The organism is Photobacterium angustum (genome assembly GCF_002954615.1).
Lineage (GTDB): Bacteria > Pseudomonadota > Gammaproteobacteria > Enterobacterales > Vibrionaceae > Photobacterium > Photobacterium angustum_A.
Genome location: NZ_MSCJ01000001.1, coordinates 1322638 through 1342261 on the forward strand (window position 1 = coordinate 1322638; position 19624 = coordinate 1342261).

At 38.4% G+C, this 19624-nt stretch carries 18 protein-coding genes; 10 read left to right on the top strand and 8 right to left on the bottom strand.

The features are described 5' to 3' along the window. Positions 1-556 precede the first annotated feature (556 nt). Positions 557-1453, top strand: coding sequence for a D-alanyl-D-alanine endopeptidase (gene pbpG / locus BTO08_RS05755; RefSeq protein WP_105060258.1), 897 nt, complete (start codon positions 557-559; stop codon positions 1451-1453). Positions 1454-1877: 424 nt separating this feature from the next. On the opposite strand, the gene BTO08_RS05760 is transcribed toward pbpG, so the two are convergent. Both BTO08_RS05760 and BTO08_RS05765 read right to left on the bottom strand, forming a co-directional pair. Continuing rightward, positions 1878-3872, bottom strand: coding sequence for a sensor histidine kinase (locus BTO08_RS05760; protein WP_105060259.1), 1995 nt, complete (start codon positions 3870-3872; stop codon positions 1878-1880). A gap of 59 nt (positions 3873-3931) precedes the next feature. Then, positions 3932-5383, bottom strand: coding sequence for a sigma-54-dependent transcriptional regulator (locus BTO08_RS05765; protein WP_105060260.1), 1452 nt, complete (start codon positions 5381-5383; stop codon positions 3932-3934). 274 nt (positions 5384-5657) lie between these two features. Here BTO08_RS05765 and BTO08_RS05770 point away from each other — a divergent pair, with 274 nt between their 5' ends. From BTO08_RS05770 to BTO08_RS05795, 6 genes are all read left to right on the top strand, one after another. Next, entirely contained in the window at positions 5658-6482 is an 825-nt protein-coding gene (locus BTO08_RS05770) for a substrate-binding domain-containing protein (protein ID WP_105060261.1), read from the top strand. Positions 6483-6609: 127 nt separating this feature from the next. Next, complete coding sequence (locus tag BTO08_RS05775; protein WP_105060262.1) at positions 6610-7311, top strand: ABC transporter permease; 702 nt, start codon at positions 6610-6612, stop codon at positions 7309-7311. A 15-nt stretch (positions 7312-7326) separates the two neighbouring features. Then, positions 7327-8028 (top strand): energy-coupling factor ABC transporter ATP-binding protein, encoded by a 702-nt coding sequence (locus BTO08_RS05780; protein WP_105060263.1) that lies wholly within the window; start codon positions 7327-7329, stop codon positions 8026-8028. Then, positions 8015-8608 (top strand): molybdenum cofactor guanylyltransferase MobA, encoded by a 594-nt coding sequence (gene mobA, locus BTO08_RS05785; RefSeq protein ID WP_105060264.1) that lies wholly within the window; start codon positions 8015-8017, stop codon positions 8606-8608. Before BTO08_RS05780 ends, mobA begins: the two co-directional genes overlap by 14 nt. Then, positions 8595-10373: a bifunctional molybdopterin-guanine dinucleotide biosynthesis adaptor protein MobB/molybdopterin molybdotransferase MoeA gene (locus tag BTO08_RS05790; protein WP_105060265.1), complete on the top strand. Its 1779-nt coding sequence runs from the start codon at positions 8595-8597 to the stop codon at positions 10371-10373. The genes mobA and BTO08_RS05790 overlap by 14 nt, the downstream gene beginning before the upstream one ends. A 506-nt stretch (positions 10374-10879) precedes the next feature. Then, positions 10880-11605: a DUF3581 domain-containing protein gene (locus BTO08_RS05795; RefSeq protein ID WP_105060266.1), complete on the top strand. Its 726-nt coding sequence runs from the start codon at positions 10880-10882 to the stop codon at positions 11603-11605. 54 nt (positions 11606-11659) lie between these two features. Here the strand turns inward: BTO08_RS05795 and BTO08_RS05800 are convergent, their stop codons facing one another. From BTO08_RS05800 to nagE, 3 genes are all read right to left on the bottom strand, one after another. After that, on the bottom strand, positions 11660-12988 hold the full coding sequence (locus BTO08_RS05800) for a sensor histidine kinase (protein WP_105060267.1): 1329 nt from the start codon (positions 12986-12988) through the stop codon (positions 11660-11662). Beyond that, a complete protein-coding gene (locus tag BTO08_RS05805; protein ID WP_005367748.1) occupies positions 12969-13646 on the bottom strand; it encodes a response regulator transcription factor in 678 nt (225 codons plus the stop codon). Before BTO08_RS05805 ends, BTO08_RS05800 begins: the two co-directional genes overlap by 20 nt. A gap of 184 nt (positions 13647-13830) precedes the next feature. After that, positions 13831-15216: an N-acetylglucosamine-specific PTS transporter subunit IIBC gene (gene nagE, locus BTO08_RS05810; RefSeq protein WP_105060268.1), complete on the bottom strand. Its 1386-nt coding sequence runs from the start codon at positions 15214-15216 to the stop codon at positions 13831-13833. Between the two features lie 343 nt (positions 15217-15559). Between nagE and BTO08_RS05815 the strand changes: the two genes are divergently transcribed. Then, positions 15560-16273 carry a phosphatase PAP2 family protein gene (locus BTO08_RS05815; protein ID WP_105060269.1) on the top strand — a complete coding sequence of 238 codons (714 nt, stop codon included), beginning with the start codon at positions 15560-15562 and terminating at the stop codon, positions 16271-16273. A gap of 47 nt (positions 16274-16320) precedes the next feature. Here the strand turns inward: BTO08_RS05815 and BTO08_RS05820 are convergent, their stop codons facing one another. Next, positions 16321-16680 carry a helix-turn-helix domain-containing protein gene (locus BTO08_RS05820; RefSeq protein WP_105060270.1) on the bottom strand — a complete coding sequence of 120 codons (360 nt, stop codon included), beginning with the start codon at positions 16678-16680 and terminating at the stop codon, positions 16321-16323. Positions 16681-16902: 222 nt separating this feature from the next. On the opposite strand from BTO08_RS05820, the gene BTO08_RS05825 reads away from it, so the two are divergent. Both BTO08_RS05825 and BTO08_RS05830 read left to right on the top strand, forming a co-directional pair. Beyond that, positions 16903-17340: a hypothetical protein gene (locus BTO08_RS05825; protein ID WP_105060271.1), complete on the top strand. Its 438-nt coding sequence runs from the start codon at positions 16903-16905 to the stop codon at positions 17338-17340. Between the two features lie 83 nt (positions 17341-17423). Then, positions 17424-17870, top strand: coding sequence for a DUF411 domain-containing protein (locus BTO08_RS05830; protein ID WP_105060272.1), 447 nt, complete (start codon positions 17424-17426; stop codon positions 17868-17870). 117 nt (positions 17871-17987) lie between these two features. Here the strand turns inward: BTO08_RS05830 and BTO08_RS05835 are convergent, their stop codons facing one another. Both BTO08_RS05835 and BTO08_RS05840 read right to left on the bottom strand, forming a co-directional pair. Beyond that, positions 17988-18347 carry a hypothetical protein gene (locus BTO08_RS05835; RefSeq protein WP_105060273.1) on the bottom strand — a complete coding sequence of 120 codons (360 nt, stop codon included), beginning with the start codon at positions 18345-18347 and terminating at the stop codon, positions 17988-17990. A gap of 439 nt (positions 18348-18786) precedes the next feature. Continuing rightward, a complete protein-coding gene (locus tag BTO08_RS05840; RefSeq protein WP_105060274.1) occupies positions 18787-19563 on the bottom strand; it encodes an aminoglycoside phosphotransferase family protein in 777 nt (258 codons plus the stop codon). Positions 19564-19624: the final 61 nt, after the last annotated feature.

Genomic DNA, 19624 nt, shown 5'->3' on the forward strand with positions numbered 1-19624 from the left:
ATTGAACGATGTTTTTCACCCTTCGAGTGTTAATTTTATTTCAGAAGATATATATCATCTACAGATCACATTCCTTTATATTATTTCAGGGATGTCGATGTAGATCTTTATGTCCTACACAACACTCTTCAAATTTACACTTCAGACAATAAACCTAATAGCTCACACCATTACCCTCTGCTTAATGTGTATCTACTTTTAAGAAACCACACAAATGCAATCAAAAACACAAGGACATAGTTATTCCGTCACAAATATTAACCATCTAAATTAAAGAGACCCAAAATAACAAACAACAATATGCCATCATAAATTAAGACTTTCTCACTCAAAACTGATAGCCATTATCTTATTTACAACTATCCTCTGTATTACTCAGTCATTTTTTATTTTATTGAATAATGTTTAATTACAAATGTTCACTCATTGATAATTTTTGGCGCAAATAAATGACCTATTTACATAAACATGACTTGCCTAACAGTACAGGTTAAGTCGACAATAGCGACATTAACAATACTGTTATTATTTCCCTTTGCATTATCAAGGAGCCGTTGTGCGTAACGCTTTCATTCTGTTTTTTACTCTTGCTAGTATTAGCTTCTCTTCCATGGCTAGCATCAACACCAGCAAGCTAGATCCTAATAAGTTACAAACGGCATCAGTCAGTAATTATGTGATAGACCTTAGTACAGGAAAGACGCTGTACAGTAAAAATTCAAATGTCAAAATGCCAATTGCTTCATTGACTAAGTTAATGACAGCGATGGTAACACTGGATGCAAAACTCCCACTTGACGAAAAACTAACGTTTACTCCCACTGATAAAGAACGCATGTACAATACATACACACGTATTCGCATGGGCTCTACCCTAAGCCGTGGTGAGACTATTCATATTGCTTTAATGTCATCTGAGAACCTAGCAGCAGCAACACTTGCAGGAAACTACCCTGGTGGTTACAAGGCATTCATTAAAGCGATGAACCGCAAAGCTAAATCTTTAGGCATGACCAATACGCATTTTGTTGATAGCTCAGGCCTTGACCCTCATAACCACTCGACAGCATCAGATGTCGCTAAGATGGTACGCGCTGCTTACAAATACCCTGAAATTCGTAAGTACAGTACAACACCTGTGCATACCGCTTACTTTGGTAAACCTAATTACAAACTTGGCTACACCAATACAAACGCCCTAGCGCGTGGTAAGAAGTGGACGGTTAACTTAACCAAAACAGGTTTCCTTGATGAAGCTGGTCGTTGCTTAGGTATGGTAACAACGATTGATGGTAAGAGAATCCTAATGGTTATGTTAGATTCTCAAGGCAAACTAACACCTATTGGTGATGCTGGCCGTATTAAGCAATGGCTACAAACGGGTAAAAGCAAACCAATTAGCGCTGATGCAAAATACTACCAGCAACAGAAACTAAAAGAATTAACGAAATAATCATTTCTGTTAATTGATATAAGTAAAAGCCAGCATATATTGCTGGCTTTTTGCTTTTAGAACTATCATGAACGTAACTTTTAAAAACCTTCGTTGTATTTGGAAGTACGACTTTTTAAACCAGTAACAGGTATTTTCCTTACAAATTACCTAGCCTTTTATTTTTTAACAAAAAACTCACACCTACGGCACTCTTCAACTATGCTTAAATTAGAGTAAATAAAAGGAGTGTCTATGCAGCATCAAGAAATGATTAACCCTACCCACCTTAGTTTAATAACTCGTATCTCTCTTACCTCTCTAGCCATTCTAGTGATTGGTTTGTCGTTTATGTAATTCCTGAAATATACATATAACAAAAAGCCCCTTGGTATTTTCTCTCACTTAAATGAAAAAATACCAAGGGGCTTTTGTTGTAATAAAGCTAAGACATCATCAATAAATCTAGCTCATTGCTTGTTGACGCTTTTTGTCTTAAATAGACAGAGAACGTTGTACCTTGACCCACCTCAGATTCAACCGTTATCTCTCCACCAATATCTTCAATTAAACTTTGACTAACAGATAGACCAAGCCCCGTACCTGAACGACGAGTGGTAAAGAATGGATCAAATATTCGCTCTAAGTTTTCTTTCGCAATACCACAGCCATGATCAATGACACGAACAATTGCCCCAATCGACTGCCCCTGTTCATCAATCCAATCTTCAGTTCTAATGATTAATTGCCCTTTATCGTCCATAGCATGAATACCATTCATTTGAAGATTCACTAACACTTGCAATAATTGATGGCGATTAACTTCCACACTGCATTTCGCATTAAGTTCAACAACAAAAGTGACTGATAGTTTTTTTGTTCCAGAGCGAACTAAGGTTAAACTCTCTTCAACAATCTGGTTCAGGTGATGCCATGTCACTTCATTTTGTACGCCACCCTGACGACTGTATTGCAACAAGCTTCGAGTAATATTACGTATACGATCAATTTGAGTATGGATTGCATCTAACTCTTCTTGAACTTGAGCCGTATTATCCCCTAACTCAAATTGGATCAATTCCACATTACCCAAGATAACCCCTAGAGGATTATTTATTTCATGGGCGATACCAGCAGTCAGCTCACCTAATGCGGCTAATTTTTCACTCACCACCAGCTTAGATCTTGCTTGATTAAGCAATTTAATATGTTGTTCTAATTCTTCAGTTTTATAGTGCAAACTATGAGTACGCTGCTCGACCTTTTCTTCTAATTCCACAGCGGCCTGCTTTATCGCTTGATTACGCTGTTCGAGCTGATCCAGCATGGTATCAAACTGATTACCCAAAATTTGCAGTTCGTGATCGGGGTAGACATCTAATTTACCCACTCGACGATCAAATCCCATCTGAACTAATTTGGCTACCTGATAGATTTTTTCAATCGGTAAAAACAAATCACGAGAGCCTCGATAAACTAAAATACCAGAGATTATCAGTACCAATATAATACCGACGCTAAGCTCTATAATATTAGTTAAAAAGGTTTTGATCAGCGGCCATTGTAAATAGCCGGTATAAAGCATACCTATCACTTTACCGTTTATATCATGTAGCGGTTCATAAGCAGAAACATACCAACTATCATAGACATAAGCTCTATCAACCCAAGTTTTCCCAAACGTAAGCACTTCGCGGCTCACTTCATCTGATACCCGAGTACCAACCGCTCGCCCAACCAAGTTTTTACTATCTAATGGTACATTCGTACTAATACGAATATCATTCATAAAGATAGTAACAGTACCAATACTGCCAGTCGGTAAGGTATCAGACGCAAAGACTAAATCACGAATTCGATCAACCAGTTCCGTACTATTATTGAGTAATATACCGCCATCAAGAATCCATTGAAGTTGCCCTTCATTGTTAAAAATGGGGATCAAGCTCCGACTCACTAACCCTTTCTGTTCTATTGTGTATTCTTTGAGTAATGGCACTTGCGCACGAGCTGGTAAATCGCTATTTAATGCCGCTAGTTCTCTACGATTTAGTACCTGAAAAAATGTTTGTTCTTTTCCTTCTTGTAACAGACGCCGTTCTTGCTTAGAGAATTCGCCCAATGCTGATGCAGGATGAAGAACAATAAAGTCCAGTTTATATTGATGGTTTTCAGAGCGTACCCAGTTACTCAAGGAAGATTCATTAAAACGTAATCGATATTGAAAATCATAAGAGTCTGCCATTGTCTGTAATTGCATTCGCTGCTCTTTTTGGAGTAACACCATACTATGGTGAGCAACAGCTAAATCTGCTCTTACGTTCATCAACGCATTTTGCCAAGTGTAAGTGACTGTCCAATAAAAAGTTAAACCAATTAACGCAAATAATGTGATGATAATTGGAACAGACGTTAAGACTAATAGACGATAACGAACCATAGTTCGAAACCGCCTAAGCCATAACAATATAAAAGCTTTAGGGTGCATTAACGCTTTGGTTATTCGCATGATGCCGACTCTTCAGCCCATTCTTTATATTTACGTTCTAACGTTTTACGCGCTACACCAAGCTGACGAGCAGCCGCAGACTTATTACCCTCGTTAGAATCTACTACCTGCATAATATGGGCTTTTTCAACATCTTTTAACGTCCAATCTACTGGGTAACAATATTGCTCTTGTTCACCGTCGTGACACTGACATGGTCGTTTCTCATCACTATTCAATATGGTCGACGTTTTCTCGGGCGATGATATTACAGGTACATCCCCATTTAATTCCTGCCAATACTCAGAAGGTGATTTACCCAATAAAATACAACGCTCCATCATATTACGTAATTCACGAATATTACCCGGCCATTTATAGGCTTGCATCGCTAGTATATCTTCATGAGCCCAGCTGATTGGCTTCATTCCTAAATCTTTCGAAAGTTGCTGAGTAAAATGGTGCGCTAACGCTGGAATATCTTCTATGCGCTCACGTAATGCAGGTAATTCAATAGTAAGGACATTTAAACGATAATATAAATCTTGACGAAAACGTCCCTCTTCCACTTCTTTTTTCAGGTTTCTATTCGTTGCAGCCACAATACGTACATCGACATTCACTTCTCGCTCAGCACCTACAGGGCGTATTGCTTTTTGCTCAAGCGCGCGTAATAACGAAGATTGCATGGATAACGGCATTTCACCAATTTCATCTAAAAACAGTGTGCCGTTATTTGCTACCCGAAATAGACCATCACGCCCTTTTTTAGCACCTGTGAATGCACCAGAAACATGACCAAACAATTCACTTTCCAATAAATCAGGTGCAATCGCGCCACAGTTTAGAGGTACAAATGGTCCTGTACGTTTACTTAGCTGATGAAGCGCACGTGCCACCAGCTCTTTACCTGTTCCAGATTCACCTTCAACCAATACAGCAGCAATAGATGGCGCTAGTTGGGTGATCAGCTTTTTCATTTTTTGGGTGCTTGCCGCATCCCCGATAATATCAACGGGGTAACTGCGCTCTACATCGCGTTGGAGTGCAAAGTTTTGACGTTCAACTAATCGACGTTCAATACAACGGCTAACTGACTGCATCATTTGTTCTAAATTAAACGGCTTTAAGATGAAGTCTGATGCCCCTGCACGCAGTGCTTGAATCGCCATGTCTAAATCTGCATAGCCTGTCATAAAAATAACATCACTACGACGCGTATTTGGATCAAACGCTTCATGCCATTCAATACCTGAGCGCCCAGGTAGATTTATATCTACTATTAATAAATCAAAATGACAGCGTTTTCTTATTTCTTCGGCTTCTTCAATACTGCCAGCGGTATCAACCTGAGCGAACTTTTTACTTAATGCTTTTTTTAAGATGGCACGCATACCCGGTTCATCATCGACAACCAATACAGAAACGGCAGTCCAAGGTGTATTTAATTCAAGATCAGACATAAAGGGACATTATTACCCATGAAAAAGATGCGACATTTTGTCCCACAGTGAAGATAAATGTCAAAACAGATTTGAAGCATAAAAATGACGCAGCGCAAAAAAGAAAAAATAACACTTTATAATCAACAAATTACGGAATAAATATTCACATAATATAAATCTTATCGCTTCTGGCATTTTATTTGCTTATAGGCGCATAAGCTATTTATTGAGGCGGAATGTCTCAAATCATCTCTTTTTAATTTTATGTTGAGTCTGTAAATCAAGGAATCTTATGAATTTTTTCAAGACGAGTTTAGTTGTTTTAAGCTTAGCCGCAGCAAGCCTTAGCCATGCTGCAACCGATAACCAAGAAAACAAAACAATTCGTTTAGCAACGACAACCAGTACTTACCACTCAGGACTTCTTGACTACCTTTTACCAGCATTTAAAAAAGACACTGGCTACACTGTTGAAGTTCTAGCTGCAGGTACAGGCAAAGCATTACGCATGGGTGAAAATGGTGATGTTGATTTGGTAATGACTCACGCCCCTAAAGCCGAAGCTAAATTTGTTGATGACGGTTTTGGTATCCTTCCTCGCAAGCTAATGCACAACGACTTCGTACTTGTTGGTCCAAAGGCAGATCCTGCAAAGATCAAAGGTGATAAAGACGTTGCTAATGCACTGGTTAACATTGCCGAAACAGATTCTGTGTTTGTTTCTCGTGGTGATGATTCTGGTACCAATAAAAAAGAACTTAACCTTTGGGCACAAACAAAAATGGAACCTAACTTCGGTGGTTACAAAGCTGTTGGTCAAGGCATGGGTCCTACATTAAACATGGCGTCTGAATTACAAGCGTATACTCTAACTGACCGTGGTACATGGCTTGCTTACCAAAATAAACTGCACCTAGAAATCATGGTTCAGGGTGACAAACGTCTATTTAACCCATACCAAGTGATCTTAGTGAACCCTAGCCGTTACCCTGACATTAACTACCAAGGTGCAAAAACATTCAGCGATTGGTTAGTTAATTCTAAAGCACAAACCATGATTAATGATTACCAACGTCATGGCGAACAACTATTTGTTGCAGATGCAATCACACAATAAGTAATCAGCTTCATTTGATTTTGTAACATTTTGCGCCGAACACTGCCTCTTCTCTAATTAACACTTCTGTTATAATGAAATGAGGCCATGTTCGGCGTAACCAATTAAATATTAGATAAAAATAACAATGAATATTTGGCAAACAACGCAACAAGCAATCCAACTTCTATTTAGTGGTGATAGTTCGCTATGGAGCATTGTTGGTGTTTCTTTTTCAGTTTCTCTGTTAGCCATTGCTATTGTATTAATTCCCTCTTTATTAGTTGCTTTCGCCCTTGCTTATGGAAAGTTTCCAGGTCGATGGCTAATCCTTTCTTTTGTTAATACACTGCAATCCGTTCCGACTGTTGTTATTGGATTATTGTTATATATGTTGCTATCGCGCTCAGGACCTTTGGGTGACTGGCAAATGCTGTTTACTCAGCGAGCTATGATTCTTGGACAAATACTAATTTGTTTTCCAATCTTAATATCTATGATGCATGCCGCCTTTCAAAATAGTGACCGTCGCGCATGGGAAACCGCAATCTCATTAGGTGCAAGCTACCCTCGTGCACTAATGAGCCTTATGTGGGAAAGCCGTTTTCCACTATTAGCTGCCATTGTTGCGTCTTTTAGCCGTATTATCACTGAGGTGGGCTGCTCAATGATGGTGGGTGGTAACATCTTAAATTCAACCAGAAATATTCCGACAGCCATTGCATTGGAAAGCTCTAAAGGTGCGTTTGCACAAGGTGTCGCCTTGGGAATGGTCTTATTAATTCTCGCTCTCGGACTAAACTTTATTTTATCGATCTCTCGTGGCAAAGCCCACTTGCGTACGAACTAAGCTGAGGGCATTGATATGACGCATATTTCAATTGAGGCAACAGATCTTTCTGTTCGTTTTAAACATCGCCTACTTTTCCATATTCCTCAGTTAAAGTTAGAGCCGCAAGATGCGATTTATCTTACTGGTGATAACGGTGTGGGAAAAACAACGCTATTAAAAGTACTTGCGGGATTACAAAAGCCGACCACTGGAAAAATCAATACTCAGCACCATTGGTTGAATAGACTATTTGGTGGATGCTATCACAATGGCATAATCTACATGCATCAAACCCCTTATATGTTTGATGCCACAGTGTTTGATAATGTTTGCTATGGCTTAAAATATATTATTAGAGATCGTCAACAACGTCGCAATGAAGCCATCAATGCCTTAAGAATGGTTGGGTTAGAAACCCTTGCCGATGAACATGTCTCTGTGTTGTCTGGCGGTGAGCGCCAACGTGTAGCAATGGCACGAGCATGGGTATTAAAGCCAAGTGTATTACTGATGGACGAATCAAGTGCAAGTATGGATAAAGAATCCATCAGCCGCCAAGTTATATTGGCAAAAGATTTATTAGAACGAGGCTCTAGCCTTGTCATCACTAGCCACCAGCATAATGAACTCACCGACTTATGTCGTCGCCAGTGGACAATCAATGACACAAAATTAATTGAGCGTGCAGATTTGCAGCTTGTTAAAAAAGATAAGGATAACTATGCCTACGCCTGAGCAAACTCAGTGGGTTATTTTGGCTGGTGGACAAGCCAGCCGTATGGGAGGCAATGATAAAGGTTTAATTAAATTGGCTGATAAGCCATTAATTCAACATGTTATCGATACGCTGCGCCCACAAACACCACATATCACCATCAATGCAAACCGCAACCATGAACGTTACGCGGAGTTTGGTGAAGTCTTTGGTGATACCATTAAAGACTACCCCGGCCCTTTGGGGGGGATGCATGCCGCACTTTCTCATATCGATAACGACTGGATTGGTTTTGTGCCTTGTGATTGCCCACAGCTTCCGCATGATTTAGTCGCAAGAATGGCAAACGCTTGTACAGAAGAAACCGATATTGCTGTTGCTCATAATGGTGAGCACATTCAACCAGTAGTCACGCTTGTTCACCGTCGCATTTTACCTAAGCTTGAAGCCTTTCTCGCTAATGGTGATAGAAAAATCATTCTGCTTTACCGTCAATGTAATATGATCACGGTTGATTTTAGTGATCAAGCAGATGCTTTTGTAAACCTTAATACCCCTGAAGAACTCTCTCAATTTGGAGTGCTACATGAGTCAAATTAACGCTTCTTTACCGCTACTTGGTTTCGCTGCATTTAGTGGTACAGGTAAAACCACTTTACTTGAAGCAATGTTGCCTAAACTTGTAGAGCGAGGACTTCGTGTAGCCGTGGTAAAACACGCTCATCATAATTTTGATATCGACCAAGAAGGTAAAGACAGCTATCGCCTTCGTAAAGCTGGCGCAAGCCAAATGCTAATATCTTCTCGTTACCGTCGTGCACTGGTGACAGAAACACCGGAAGAAGAAGCCCAACTTCCCTATTTACTCAACCAATTAGATCAAACCGAACTCGATCTCATTTTGGTGGAAGGTTTTAAAAAGCTCGATTTCCCTAAAATTGAATTACACCGCAAAGAAGTCGGCAAACCTTGGCTACACCCAGAAGATAACAACATTATTGCTATCGCTGCGAACATCCCTGCTGAAAGTGCATTGCCACAAATGGATATCAATAATCTTGATCAACTTACTGACTTTGTTATTGATTACGTGAAAAACAGTGCGTTTACTGAAGCGCAAACATTAAGCTGTAGCGATATCAATCCAGCAGGTATGTTATCGGTTGCTCAAGGTCGAGAAAAAATTCTTGAGCAGATTAAGCCATTAAATAACAGCGAGTCAGTGAATCTACATCAAGCGCTAGGACAAATTGTCGCACAAGATATTTTATCGCCAGTCAATGTGCCTCAACATACTAACTCTGCAATGGATGGTTATGCTATTTCTGGTGATGATATAGAGCGTGAAAGCTATCATGTTGTTGGTCAAGTGCTTGCCGGACACAGTTACGATAAGTCACTACAACATGGTGAAGCTGTTCGTATCATGACAGGTGCACCAGTTCCGCAAGGTGCCGATACCGTCATTATGCGTGAGCAAGCAACCCAGAAAGGTGACACGGTCACGTTTGATAAATCAATGGGTAAAATCAATGCTGGTCAAAACGTACGTCAAGCAGGTGAAGATCTGGCATTAGGTCAAATTGCCGTTGCTGCAGGAACAACCATCACAGCGCCAGAACTTGGTATGGTAGCCTCACTAGGTATTGATAAAATTGTAATCAACAAGCCTATCCGTGTTGCGATTTTCTCTACCGGTGATGAAGTTCAGCAACCAGGTGAAGCGCAGAAACAAAACTGCATCTATGACTCAAACCGCTATACATTATACGCCCTACTCACTCACTTAGGCTGTGAAGTTGTTGATCTCGGCATTATTGATGATAACGAAGCGTCGCTTGAAAAAACGTTAACACAAGCAAGCACGCAAGCTGATTTGATCTTATCTTCTGGTGGTGTATCTGTCGGCGATGCGGACTATATAAAGGCCGTTTTAGATAAGTTAGGTAAGATTAACTTTTGGCGTATCAATATGCGCCCAGGTCGTCCTCTTGCTTTTGGTACGATTAGTAACGTGCCATTCTTTGGATTACCGGGTAACCCTGTCGCGGTAATGGTTGCGTTCTTACAATTTGTTGAACCAGCGATTAGAAAGCAGCAAGGTATTATCAATTGGCAGCCGAAAACGCATCAAGCTATCGCGATTAAAAAACTTCGTTCCCGCTCAGGTCGTACTGAGTATACTCGCGGTATTTCGAGTTTTGATGCTAATGGTCGTTTAGTAGTGAAAAGTACAGGCTCGCAAGGTTCAGGCATACTTCGTTCGATGAGCGAAGCAAACTGCTTGATTGAAATAGCACCAGAGCAAGTAAATGCAGAAATCGGTGATAAGGTTACCATCATTCCATTAGATATACGTATGTAACGTTTTAGCTTTCCATTGTATAAAAAGCCAAGTTACTTAAAGTAGCTTGGCTTTTTGTTTTTAGATGTAGCTTCCGTGCCACTTTTTTATTTCCCGTCTTCTACACGTTAGAAGTCGACAAAAACCTTTCATTATATGTTAAGTTGTAACAAAAGATTTCTTTATTCTTTAGATTGATGATAATACCGAATAATTTATTGAGATCCACGCCAATCATCAATTTCATAAGAAAAACATTAAAAAAATAGTGGTTAAGTATATTACGCAATCAATATAATAATTATGTTGAAAATATCAAAAAAAACTGCAAATATTTCCATATATTTAACATCTGAACAACTGTGATATTGATCGCAATAAAAAACCATTAAGTGTCAATTGTGAATAGAAACTCTTGCATTTATACATAAGTTAAGAGCTACTCGTTTTTCATCTGGCTAGACCATTACACAACACTTTATGTTGTAGAATAGGCGCAGTCTCTATTTTAGGTATTCATACGTAACATGTTTTTAGATACATACTATTCAGATAAAAGTGGTCAGTTTTCTTTTACTCGTGAACAAGCAAGTGATTTTGCAAAACGAATTGCGGGTGATTTCAACCCTATTCACGATCCAGACAATAAGCGCTTTTGTGTTCCTGGCGATCTACTTTTCTCGGTCTTACTTGCCAATGTTGGTATCAGCCAAAAGATGCGTGTGACGTTTGCAGGTATGATAAATGAGAGTACAGAACTGAGTATTTCAGCTGAATCCGATACCGATTTATCATTAATCGATAGCAAAGGTAAGGAATTCCTTCACCTTGCACGTTCAGGTGAAGTAACCCATGACCAAGATTTAATTGCTCAAATAACTAAAAGTTACGTTCAATTTTCAGGAATGAATTTTCCTCATATCATGGTGCCTTTAATGAAATCTAAAGACATGATGATCAACCCTACTCGACCATTAGTTATTTACGAAAGCATGGAACTTGAGTTCTGTCGACTAGATTTAACAGCACCTCATGTAGAGCTAACAAGTTCAAATATTGATGTTGATGGAAAGCGTGGAAGCGTGACACTGAATTTCTGTTTTAAAGAAAATGGAGAGATTGTGGGTACTGGACGTAAGCGTATGCTGATGAGTGGCTTAAAACCTTATTGCCAAGATGGTATCGATGATTTGGTTTCTCGTTTTAACGCTAAAAAAGAACACTACAATAATCTTCAAACAGAAGAAGTTTAAACAGAATAAGTAATATTTAGTATTCTAAAAAGCCCGCATCAAGCGGGCTTTTTATTAGATCTCATTCATTCTATGATCGTGTTTTAAAGGAAAATATAATCGCGCCCGTAAACCAGGATTATTATCACTAAACGCTAAATCGCCACCATGACTTTTCATCACAGCTTCAACAAGCGATAACCCTAAGCCAAAACCTTGATGCGTCCTGCTTTTATCAGCACGGTACATCGGCTCTTTAATGCGACCTTTATCTTCATCCGATACGCCAAGTCCATTATCAATCACTACCACACCAAAATGATCAACAACAACGTCTATAGTTCCCTCATCAGGAGTATATTTAATCGCGTTTTCAACTACATTGTATATGGCTCGAAAAAGTAAACTAGGCTCACCTTTTATCTGGTATGGCTCATCCTCACGAAATGATAAAACTTGTTTCTTTTCATCCGAAATAGGTAATAGGAAATCAACAACATCTTGGCAAACTTGAGATAAATTAACCCATTGCTTATCAATTTTATGTTTACCCGTATTGATATGAGAAATTTCTAACATGCCATTGAACATACTCAGCAGTACTTCCAAATCATCATGGCAAGCTTCTAAGTCTTTGGTAAACGGCGCTGTGTCTTTTGTAAGTAAACTTTCGAGTCGAAGTTTCATTCTCGCAATTGGTGTGCGCAAATCGTGCGCCATACCAACCGAGAGTTCCTTTAATGACTCTTCTTTCTTTTCGACTTGTTCAATAAGAAAGTTAAGGTGGATTGTCAGTACATCAAATTCATCATCATTTTTACTGACCGGGAGTTTCACCCCTTTCTCGCCAAGGCTAACTCGGTTCATACCATGATTAACACGTTCTAATTTCTTTAAAATAGAAATAGCAAATAATAGAGCGCCCGCAAGCATCAAGATCACGGGGACAACAATGCCAGAAACTAGCATTGGTATCATATTGTCTCGGTATGAACGCATTAATTCAGGATTAATACCAATAATAAGCATATTATTATTCGGTAAATTTAATGTCCTTTGAAAGCGATTAACACGTAGTTCTGTATCTGATAATGCTGCAGGGTACGTTAGCGTAGTATTTGCCTCTGGTCTCTTGGTGATCCTATACTCAAACACATTTTGGATTTGCTGATGCTCTTTAACAAGATCAGGTATCTCATTAATATGACCTTTTTGAACCATACGCTCAAACAGTGCCATTTCATTACTTAATTCTTGTGCTAACTGTTTATGGTAAAACATTTCTGAATTAACAAAAACTTGGTTAATAAACAGTATAAATATAATGGCAACACAACTAATAAAATAGAGTAGAACTTTAAAAGTACTCGAACGCGATAATCGATCAGAGCCTGCGTAAGACATAACCTGCACCTCTTACGGTATGGATTAAACTGGGCTCTCCGCCTTCTTCTAATTTTTTTCGTAAGTTTGCGATATGTACATCGATAACATTCGTTTTAGGATCAAAGTGGTAGCTCCATACCGACTCAAATAAGCTCATCCGCGAAACTACACTTTCAGCATGCTCCATTAAATACTGCAGTAGTAAGAACTCTTTTTGCTGCAAATTTAATTCACGAGATCCGCGCCATACCCGATGAGATTTAATATCAAGCCGTAAATCGTCATAGCTATATTCAGATGAAATATTCACACTAGACTGATGGCGCTTAACTAATATATTGGCGCGAGCAATGAGTTCAGCTAAGGCAAAAGGTTTTGTTAAGTAATCATCACTGCCTGCAGTTAATCCAGCAACACGATCTTCTACACTATCCATGGCACTTAAAATTAGGATCGGGGTTTCATTTTCTGTTGCTCGTAATGCTGCAAGTACTTTTAAGCCATCAAGTATCGGTAACATCCGATCTAAAATAATCAGTTGATATTCACAACTTGTAGCCATCATTAACCCTTGATGACCATCCTCTGCTTCATCAACCACAAAGCCATGCTCTCGCAATCCTTGCGCAATAAATTCACGCGTAGTGACATCATCTTCAATAACGAGAACTTTCATTTAATACCTAATCATTTTCTTCTCAGCGCTTATTCTCGCATTATATACATAAGAGATATAATTTTCAGGTAATAGGATCATAGCTTTACCTTTTAAAGACAAAAAAACGGCCTACCAAAAGGTAGGCCGTTTAACGTGACCATAGGGGGAATTATGAAATCACGAATCTCTTTGTGCTAACGTCTTAAAGTGACTTCATCTGGTTAGCAATAATTTCAGCTTGTGGGCCAAGGATAACTTGAAGGTTATTAGAACCTACATTCACTACACCTTTGGCACCAAGTTGCTTAAGTTTTGCATCATCGATAACTGAACGGTCAACAATACCTAAGCGTAAGCGAGTGATACAAGCTGAAATATCAGTTAAGTTATCTTTACCACCTAATGCTGCTAGGTAAGATTTAGCTAAATCCGCTTTGCTTGCAGCATCGTCTTCTGGGTTTGAGTTTTCAGCTGGTGTATCTTCACGACCCGGTGTTTTAAGATTAAACATCTTAATTACTGCAACGAAGATTACGAAGTAGATTGCGCCAACTACAAGACCCATTGGGATAATTTCCCATGAGTTGTGTGCTGCAGGTGCATTGTAGTTCAAGATGTAATCAATCAAGCCTGAAGAGAAGCTAAATGCCATGTGAATATTCAGGTAAGACGCCACAACAATACTCACACCCATTAAAATAGCGTGTACTAGATATAAAGCAGGCGCTAGGAACATGAACATGAATTCGATTGGCTCTGTAATACCAGTTAAGAATGCAGTTAATGCAACACTTAACAACATACCACCAACCACTTTCTTGTTTTCTTTCTTCGCTGTTACATAGAACGCAAGCGCAGCACTTGGCAAACCAAACATAACAACTGGGAAGAAACCACTTAAGATTTGTCCAGCAGTAGGGTCACCAGCAAAGAAACGAGAGATTTCACCAGTTACAACATGACCATCAGCGGCTGTGTAGCTACCGAATACAAACCAAACCATGCTGTTTAGGATATGGTGTAAACCAAGTGGAATTAATAGACGGTTAGCAACACCGTAAACGAACTCACCAGGTACGCCACTAGTTAGGATCCATTGACCAAGATGGTTGATACCATCTTGAATTGGAGGCCAAATAATACTGAATGCGTAAGCAAGTACTAAAGCAACTAAACCCGTTACTATAGGTACAAAACGCTTACCACCAAAGAAGCCAAGGAACTCTGGCAATTTGATTGCATTGAAGCGGTTATATAAAAGACCTGCGCAAACACCAATAATGATACCGCCAGCAACACCTGGATCAACATCTGGATTTAACGTTTTAAGTGCCGCCATCAGGATGAAATAACCTACGGCTGATGCAATCGCTGCTGCTGCTGAATTATCTTTCGAAAATCCGGCCCCAACACCCATTGCGAAAAGTAGTGCAAGATTCGTAAATACAGCCTGACCACCAGCTGCAATAAAAGGGATATTTAATAGATCTGGTTGTCCAATACGCAGCAAAATACCGGCAATCGGTAAAACTGCAATAGGAAACATAATTGCGTTTCCTAGCTTTTGGAAATGTCCGAGAATGCTCATCCTCTTCTCCACGTTAAAAGTTAAAATTAAAGTAAATTGTTTTAATAACTTAATGATACGCTTTGATTCTTAATTGGAATTAAGCAAAAGATTAAGGATTCTTAATGTTTGTTTCTAAAAGCACAATCCTGAGTGATGGATATCACAGTTTTATAAATTCTCCGATTTAACACGTTTAATATGAAAATAAACTAACAGCAAAACATCATCCCTTAGCAGTATTAAACATTCCCTTTAACGTAAGAAATGATCGTATTTATGAAAATAAAATGTCATTACTATGGCACTTTCAGTAGAATTCGCGGTCAACCTACTCATACCCTATTACTGACTGACTTTAACCATGATGTTTTTTATCTCTCAAAAACTTGTTAACTATTTAGCATTAGCTTTTTTTGCATTAGCACTTTTTATCGCTATTTCTATATTCCCTGTACCTCTGTTAAGCGATCCCATTAATGATGCGGCTGGTTTATCATTTTCTTTATTAACGGATACGGCAGGTAAACCCTTCTTCCTTATCACAACCGTATTACTGTGTTTATTACCGGTATTTTTCCGCTTACCTAAAAAACAAATCATTAAATTGTGGATTCAATTCGCTATTTTGCTGGTATTAAGTTTTGGCGCGAAAACAATCTTAAAGCATGAAACTGCGATCCCTCGTCCTTATACTTATGAGCTACAGCGTTTAAACCTAATCCCATCGCCTGAAAACTTTTATCAGCTAAATAAAAGTGAAAAAGAAAACGTGGTTAAAAAAGCATCTGACTATATTAGCCAATGGCGTATTCGTAGTTGGGAAGGTGAAACTAACTATTCTTTTCCATCAGGACATACAATCTTTGCTGCGATTTGTATTCTGTTTTGGGGCGGCTTCTTATTACGTACTCGCCACTATTTATTAGCTGGCGGACTTGTAGCATGGGCTGTGGGTGTGGGTATTAGCCGTTTATGGCTAGGTATGCATTTCCCATCAGATGTAATGGGATCTATCTTATCTGCAGCAGTGTTATATTTATTTATACCCGAGTGGCGAGTAGATTCTGAGAAATAATAAAAAGGGCTCACAAGAGCCCTTTTTTACATCCAAACGATATTAACTTACTGTACAGGTGTCGCTTTGTGTTCATATTCAACAATCAATTGATTACCCGAATAAGTTACATTCGTAATTTCACCATCAAAAATAAACGTATTCTTAATAGACGAATTAGCGCTTTGTCCTGAAGCCATTTGCTCTCGCAGTGACGGTAAAATCAAAATAGGGTCAACATTTAATAGACGGCAAAACTCATTGACGAACTGCTGCTCTATCGGTTTAGATCCTCGTAAAATATCTGAAAACTCCAGTTGCGTTAAGCCTAGCTTTTTAGCCATTTCAATCTGAGTTATACGCATTTTTGCTTTATAACTCATCCATGTGTCATGCAAAATTTGACGATCTTTTTCGGTATACAACATAATTAGCCCTAACAGCGCATTTTTTATTTTAAAACAGAGTAATTTCCTCTAGTCAGAACAGTTTACGCCTAGTTACTAGGTATTAATGTCAAAATCGCGTTAAGCTCTGCTTCAATAAACAACTCGTTACAACCTCGTCATTGTACTTACATTATGTTCATATATACTTATTAGCAGTTAATACCTATAAGCTAATGTTATGTAAGGAATGCCTGCTTTTATATGATTACGTTGTGTCGTAGTTCAATCCTCACACTATTTATCATTTTCAGTGTTTTTACTAACGCTGTAATTGCGCGCACCATTAGCTTTGATCAAGTACCTCAAACACATTGCCTTCAAATGACAACAGCATTAATAGAAACCATCCATCCAGAGCAATGCTGCGATGAAGGTATGCCTATGTTGTCAACGAACATCACAACGCTTTCCTCTTGCGGTATGAAAAATATCGATGATTCATCACTGGCTCATAACGATACTGTTAAAGAAAAATCACCATGCTGTAATGACGATGATTGCAAGAGCAAACAAACACAAGCCGCACTGTTAACTTGCTTTGCGTTTTCTGCGATTGTTAATGATGTTCAATTATATGCTAGTCAAACAAACACACCTGTTTATTTTAGTGAAACACAACTAAGACCTCCTCTCGTTTAACGAAATAACTAATCGGCATTTTGCCACCACTTTATTTTGTTATTTAGCGCGATAATATTCGCGTAACTTGAAGGATTTTACAGATGAAAATTTCACATATCTTTGCTGCTGCATGTTTATTTGCTACCTCATTAGCTCAAGCAAGTACGCCTATTTCTGGCACTAACTACCAATCACCTTACTGTGGTTGTTGTAAAGAATGGGTTAAGCACATGGAAGATAATGGCTTTAAATTAGATATGGTGTACGAGGAAGACTTAACGCCTATTAAAATTAAATTAGGTTTACGTCCTGAATATGCGTCATGCCACACTGCACAAATTGAAGGTTACACTTTTGAAGGACATATTCCAGCAACTGAAATTAAGCGTTTCTTAGAAAGTAAGCCTGAGCGTATGATTGGCCTTGCTGTAGGTGGTATGCCAATGGGCTCACCTGGTATGGAATATGGCGATAAAAAAGATGCCTATGAAGTGTTAGCATTTGATAAGGATGGCAACACCATGGTTTGGTCACGCCATAACCAGTAATCTAAACAAACATAGATACATGTAACAAAAAAAAGCCCGTTCTTACTAGCGGGCTTTCTTATCACTTTTTTCACTCTATGATAAATAGTAAGTTAATGCTTTGTTGATCTTAAATCATTATTTTTTCTTCGACGTCATCAGAGATACGCCTTTATTAACACTTAATACTTCACCATTTTTATCCATCCTAACAGTAAAGTTATTACTGGTGATCTTTTCATACCCATTCGCTAATTGTTCTATAGATTCTTGTTGGGTAAATTGAACTTGTAAATGCTCCGATTGTTCAACCGGACTCTTAAAATGGTGTTGGACTAAAATAGGCTCTTTATGATTTGTAGTTACCTCACCATACTTTTCAGTTATCGCTGATTCCGCTATAACAATGGCTCGTGACTTATCAACAAAGAAAAGCTCACTTTCGCCACTGTGAACATTGACACTCAATAACAAGATTAAAAATAACAGATTTTTCACAAGCCCTCCTATGGCATAACGAAACATATATAGTTTCAGTCATCATTTTATATTGACGACCTAGTACACTAAAACATCAAAATATTTAATCGTATTCACCTCACACGAGACAATCTTGAACACTTTATTGATACATCTCATTAAAGTAATTTGCTATCAACACGTAGAACTTTCAATTGCTAGATATTGATATATCTAAACACTACATTCTTAAATAGATAAATATCTGTATAGATAAGCAGGAATATAAACTGATTGAATAAAAGTATAATTAGCCGAGTTAGCAGAGCAAATGAGATTAATCAAAATGCGATAAGTAACAAAAACAGGGCTGAAATAATGATTATTTACAGCACAATCAATAAACGTTCTATATTTAAAATAAAAGACCAAGATAATACATTTACCTAGGTCTTTTAATTAATAACAGTCTTAACTTTTACTTATATAAACTATTCGTTATGTATTGAGAGTTTGTTTTCAAATATTCAATATCGCTAAGATAAGCGAGATGGTGACCATTGTTAATATTCTCAATAAAGGCAGCATTACCCTTGTTGGCTTCACTTTGCATAAAATCAACTAAGGTTTGAACCCTATCAATCATTGTTTCAACTAACTTTCCACGCTCTTTATTTGATAAACCATAACCATCACAAAAGAGACGAGCTCTAACGGATTGAGCTGCTAAATCTCCTAAAGCATCATATTGATTGGTTTTAAATGGCGCCCAACAATAAATAGCATAGGCAATATCCCAAAGTCTTGGAGCTGGATGAGCCGTATCAAAATCAAAAATGCCGATTGTTTTAACACCATCTAAAGCAACATTGTAAGGTGCAAAATCACCATGACAAATTACCTCATACGGTGATCTACTTGGTAGCATCCATTGCGAATGTTCAAATGATGGGCTAGTGATAAATGAAGCTGTAACATCATGGTATTGGCGTAAAAGCTTACTTGCAGAAATTAACGCATCATATGTGGCAATATTTCCCTTTAACGGATAATTGTAAACATCCCCAGAGACGATAGACAATATCTCCTTTCCATCGCAGTCGAAGCCAATAAACTTTGGCGCGTTATAAAAGCCTTTACTTTCAAGATGGAACAACAACTTATGAACGGACTCTGACCAGAAACCACTTGGTCGATACACTTTGTCTTCAGTAAGAAAAATTTGACCTTCTCGCCCACCTTGAAGCTCTTCCATCCTAGTTCCTTTCATTAAAATCCATGTAATAAGAATGTATTTATAAATAAACAGCGCCAAT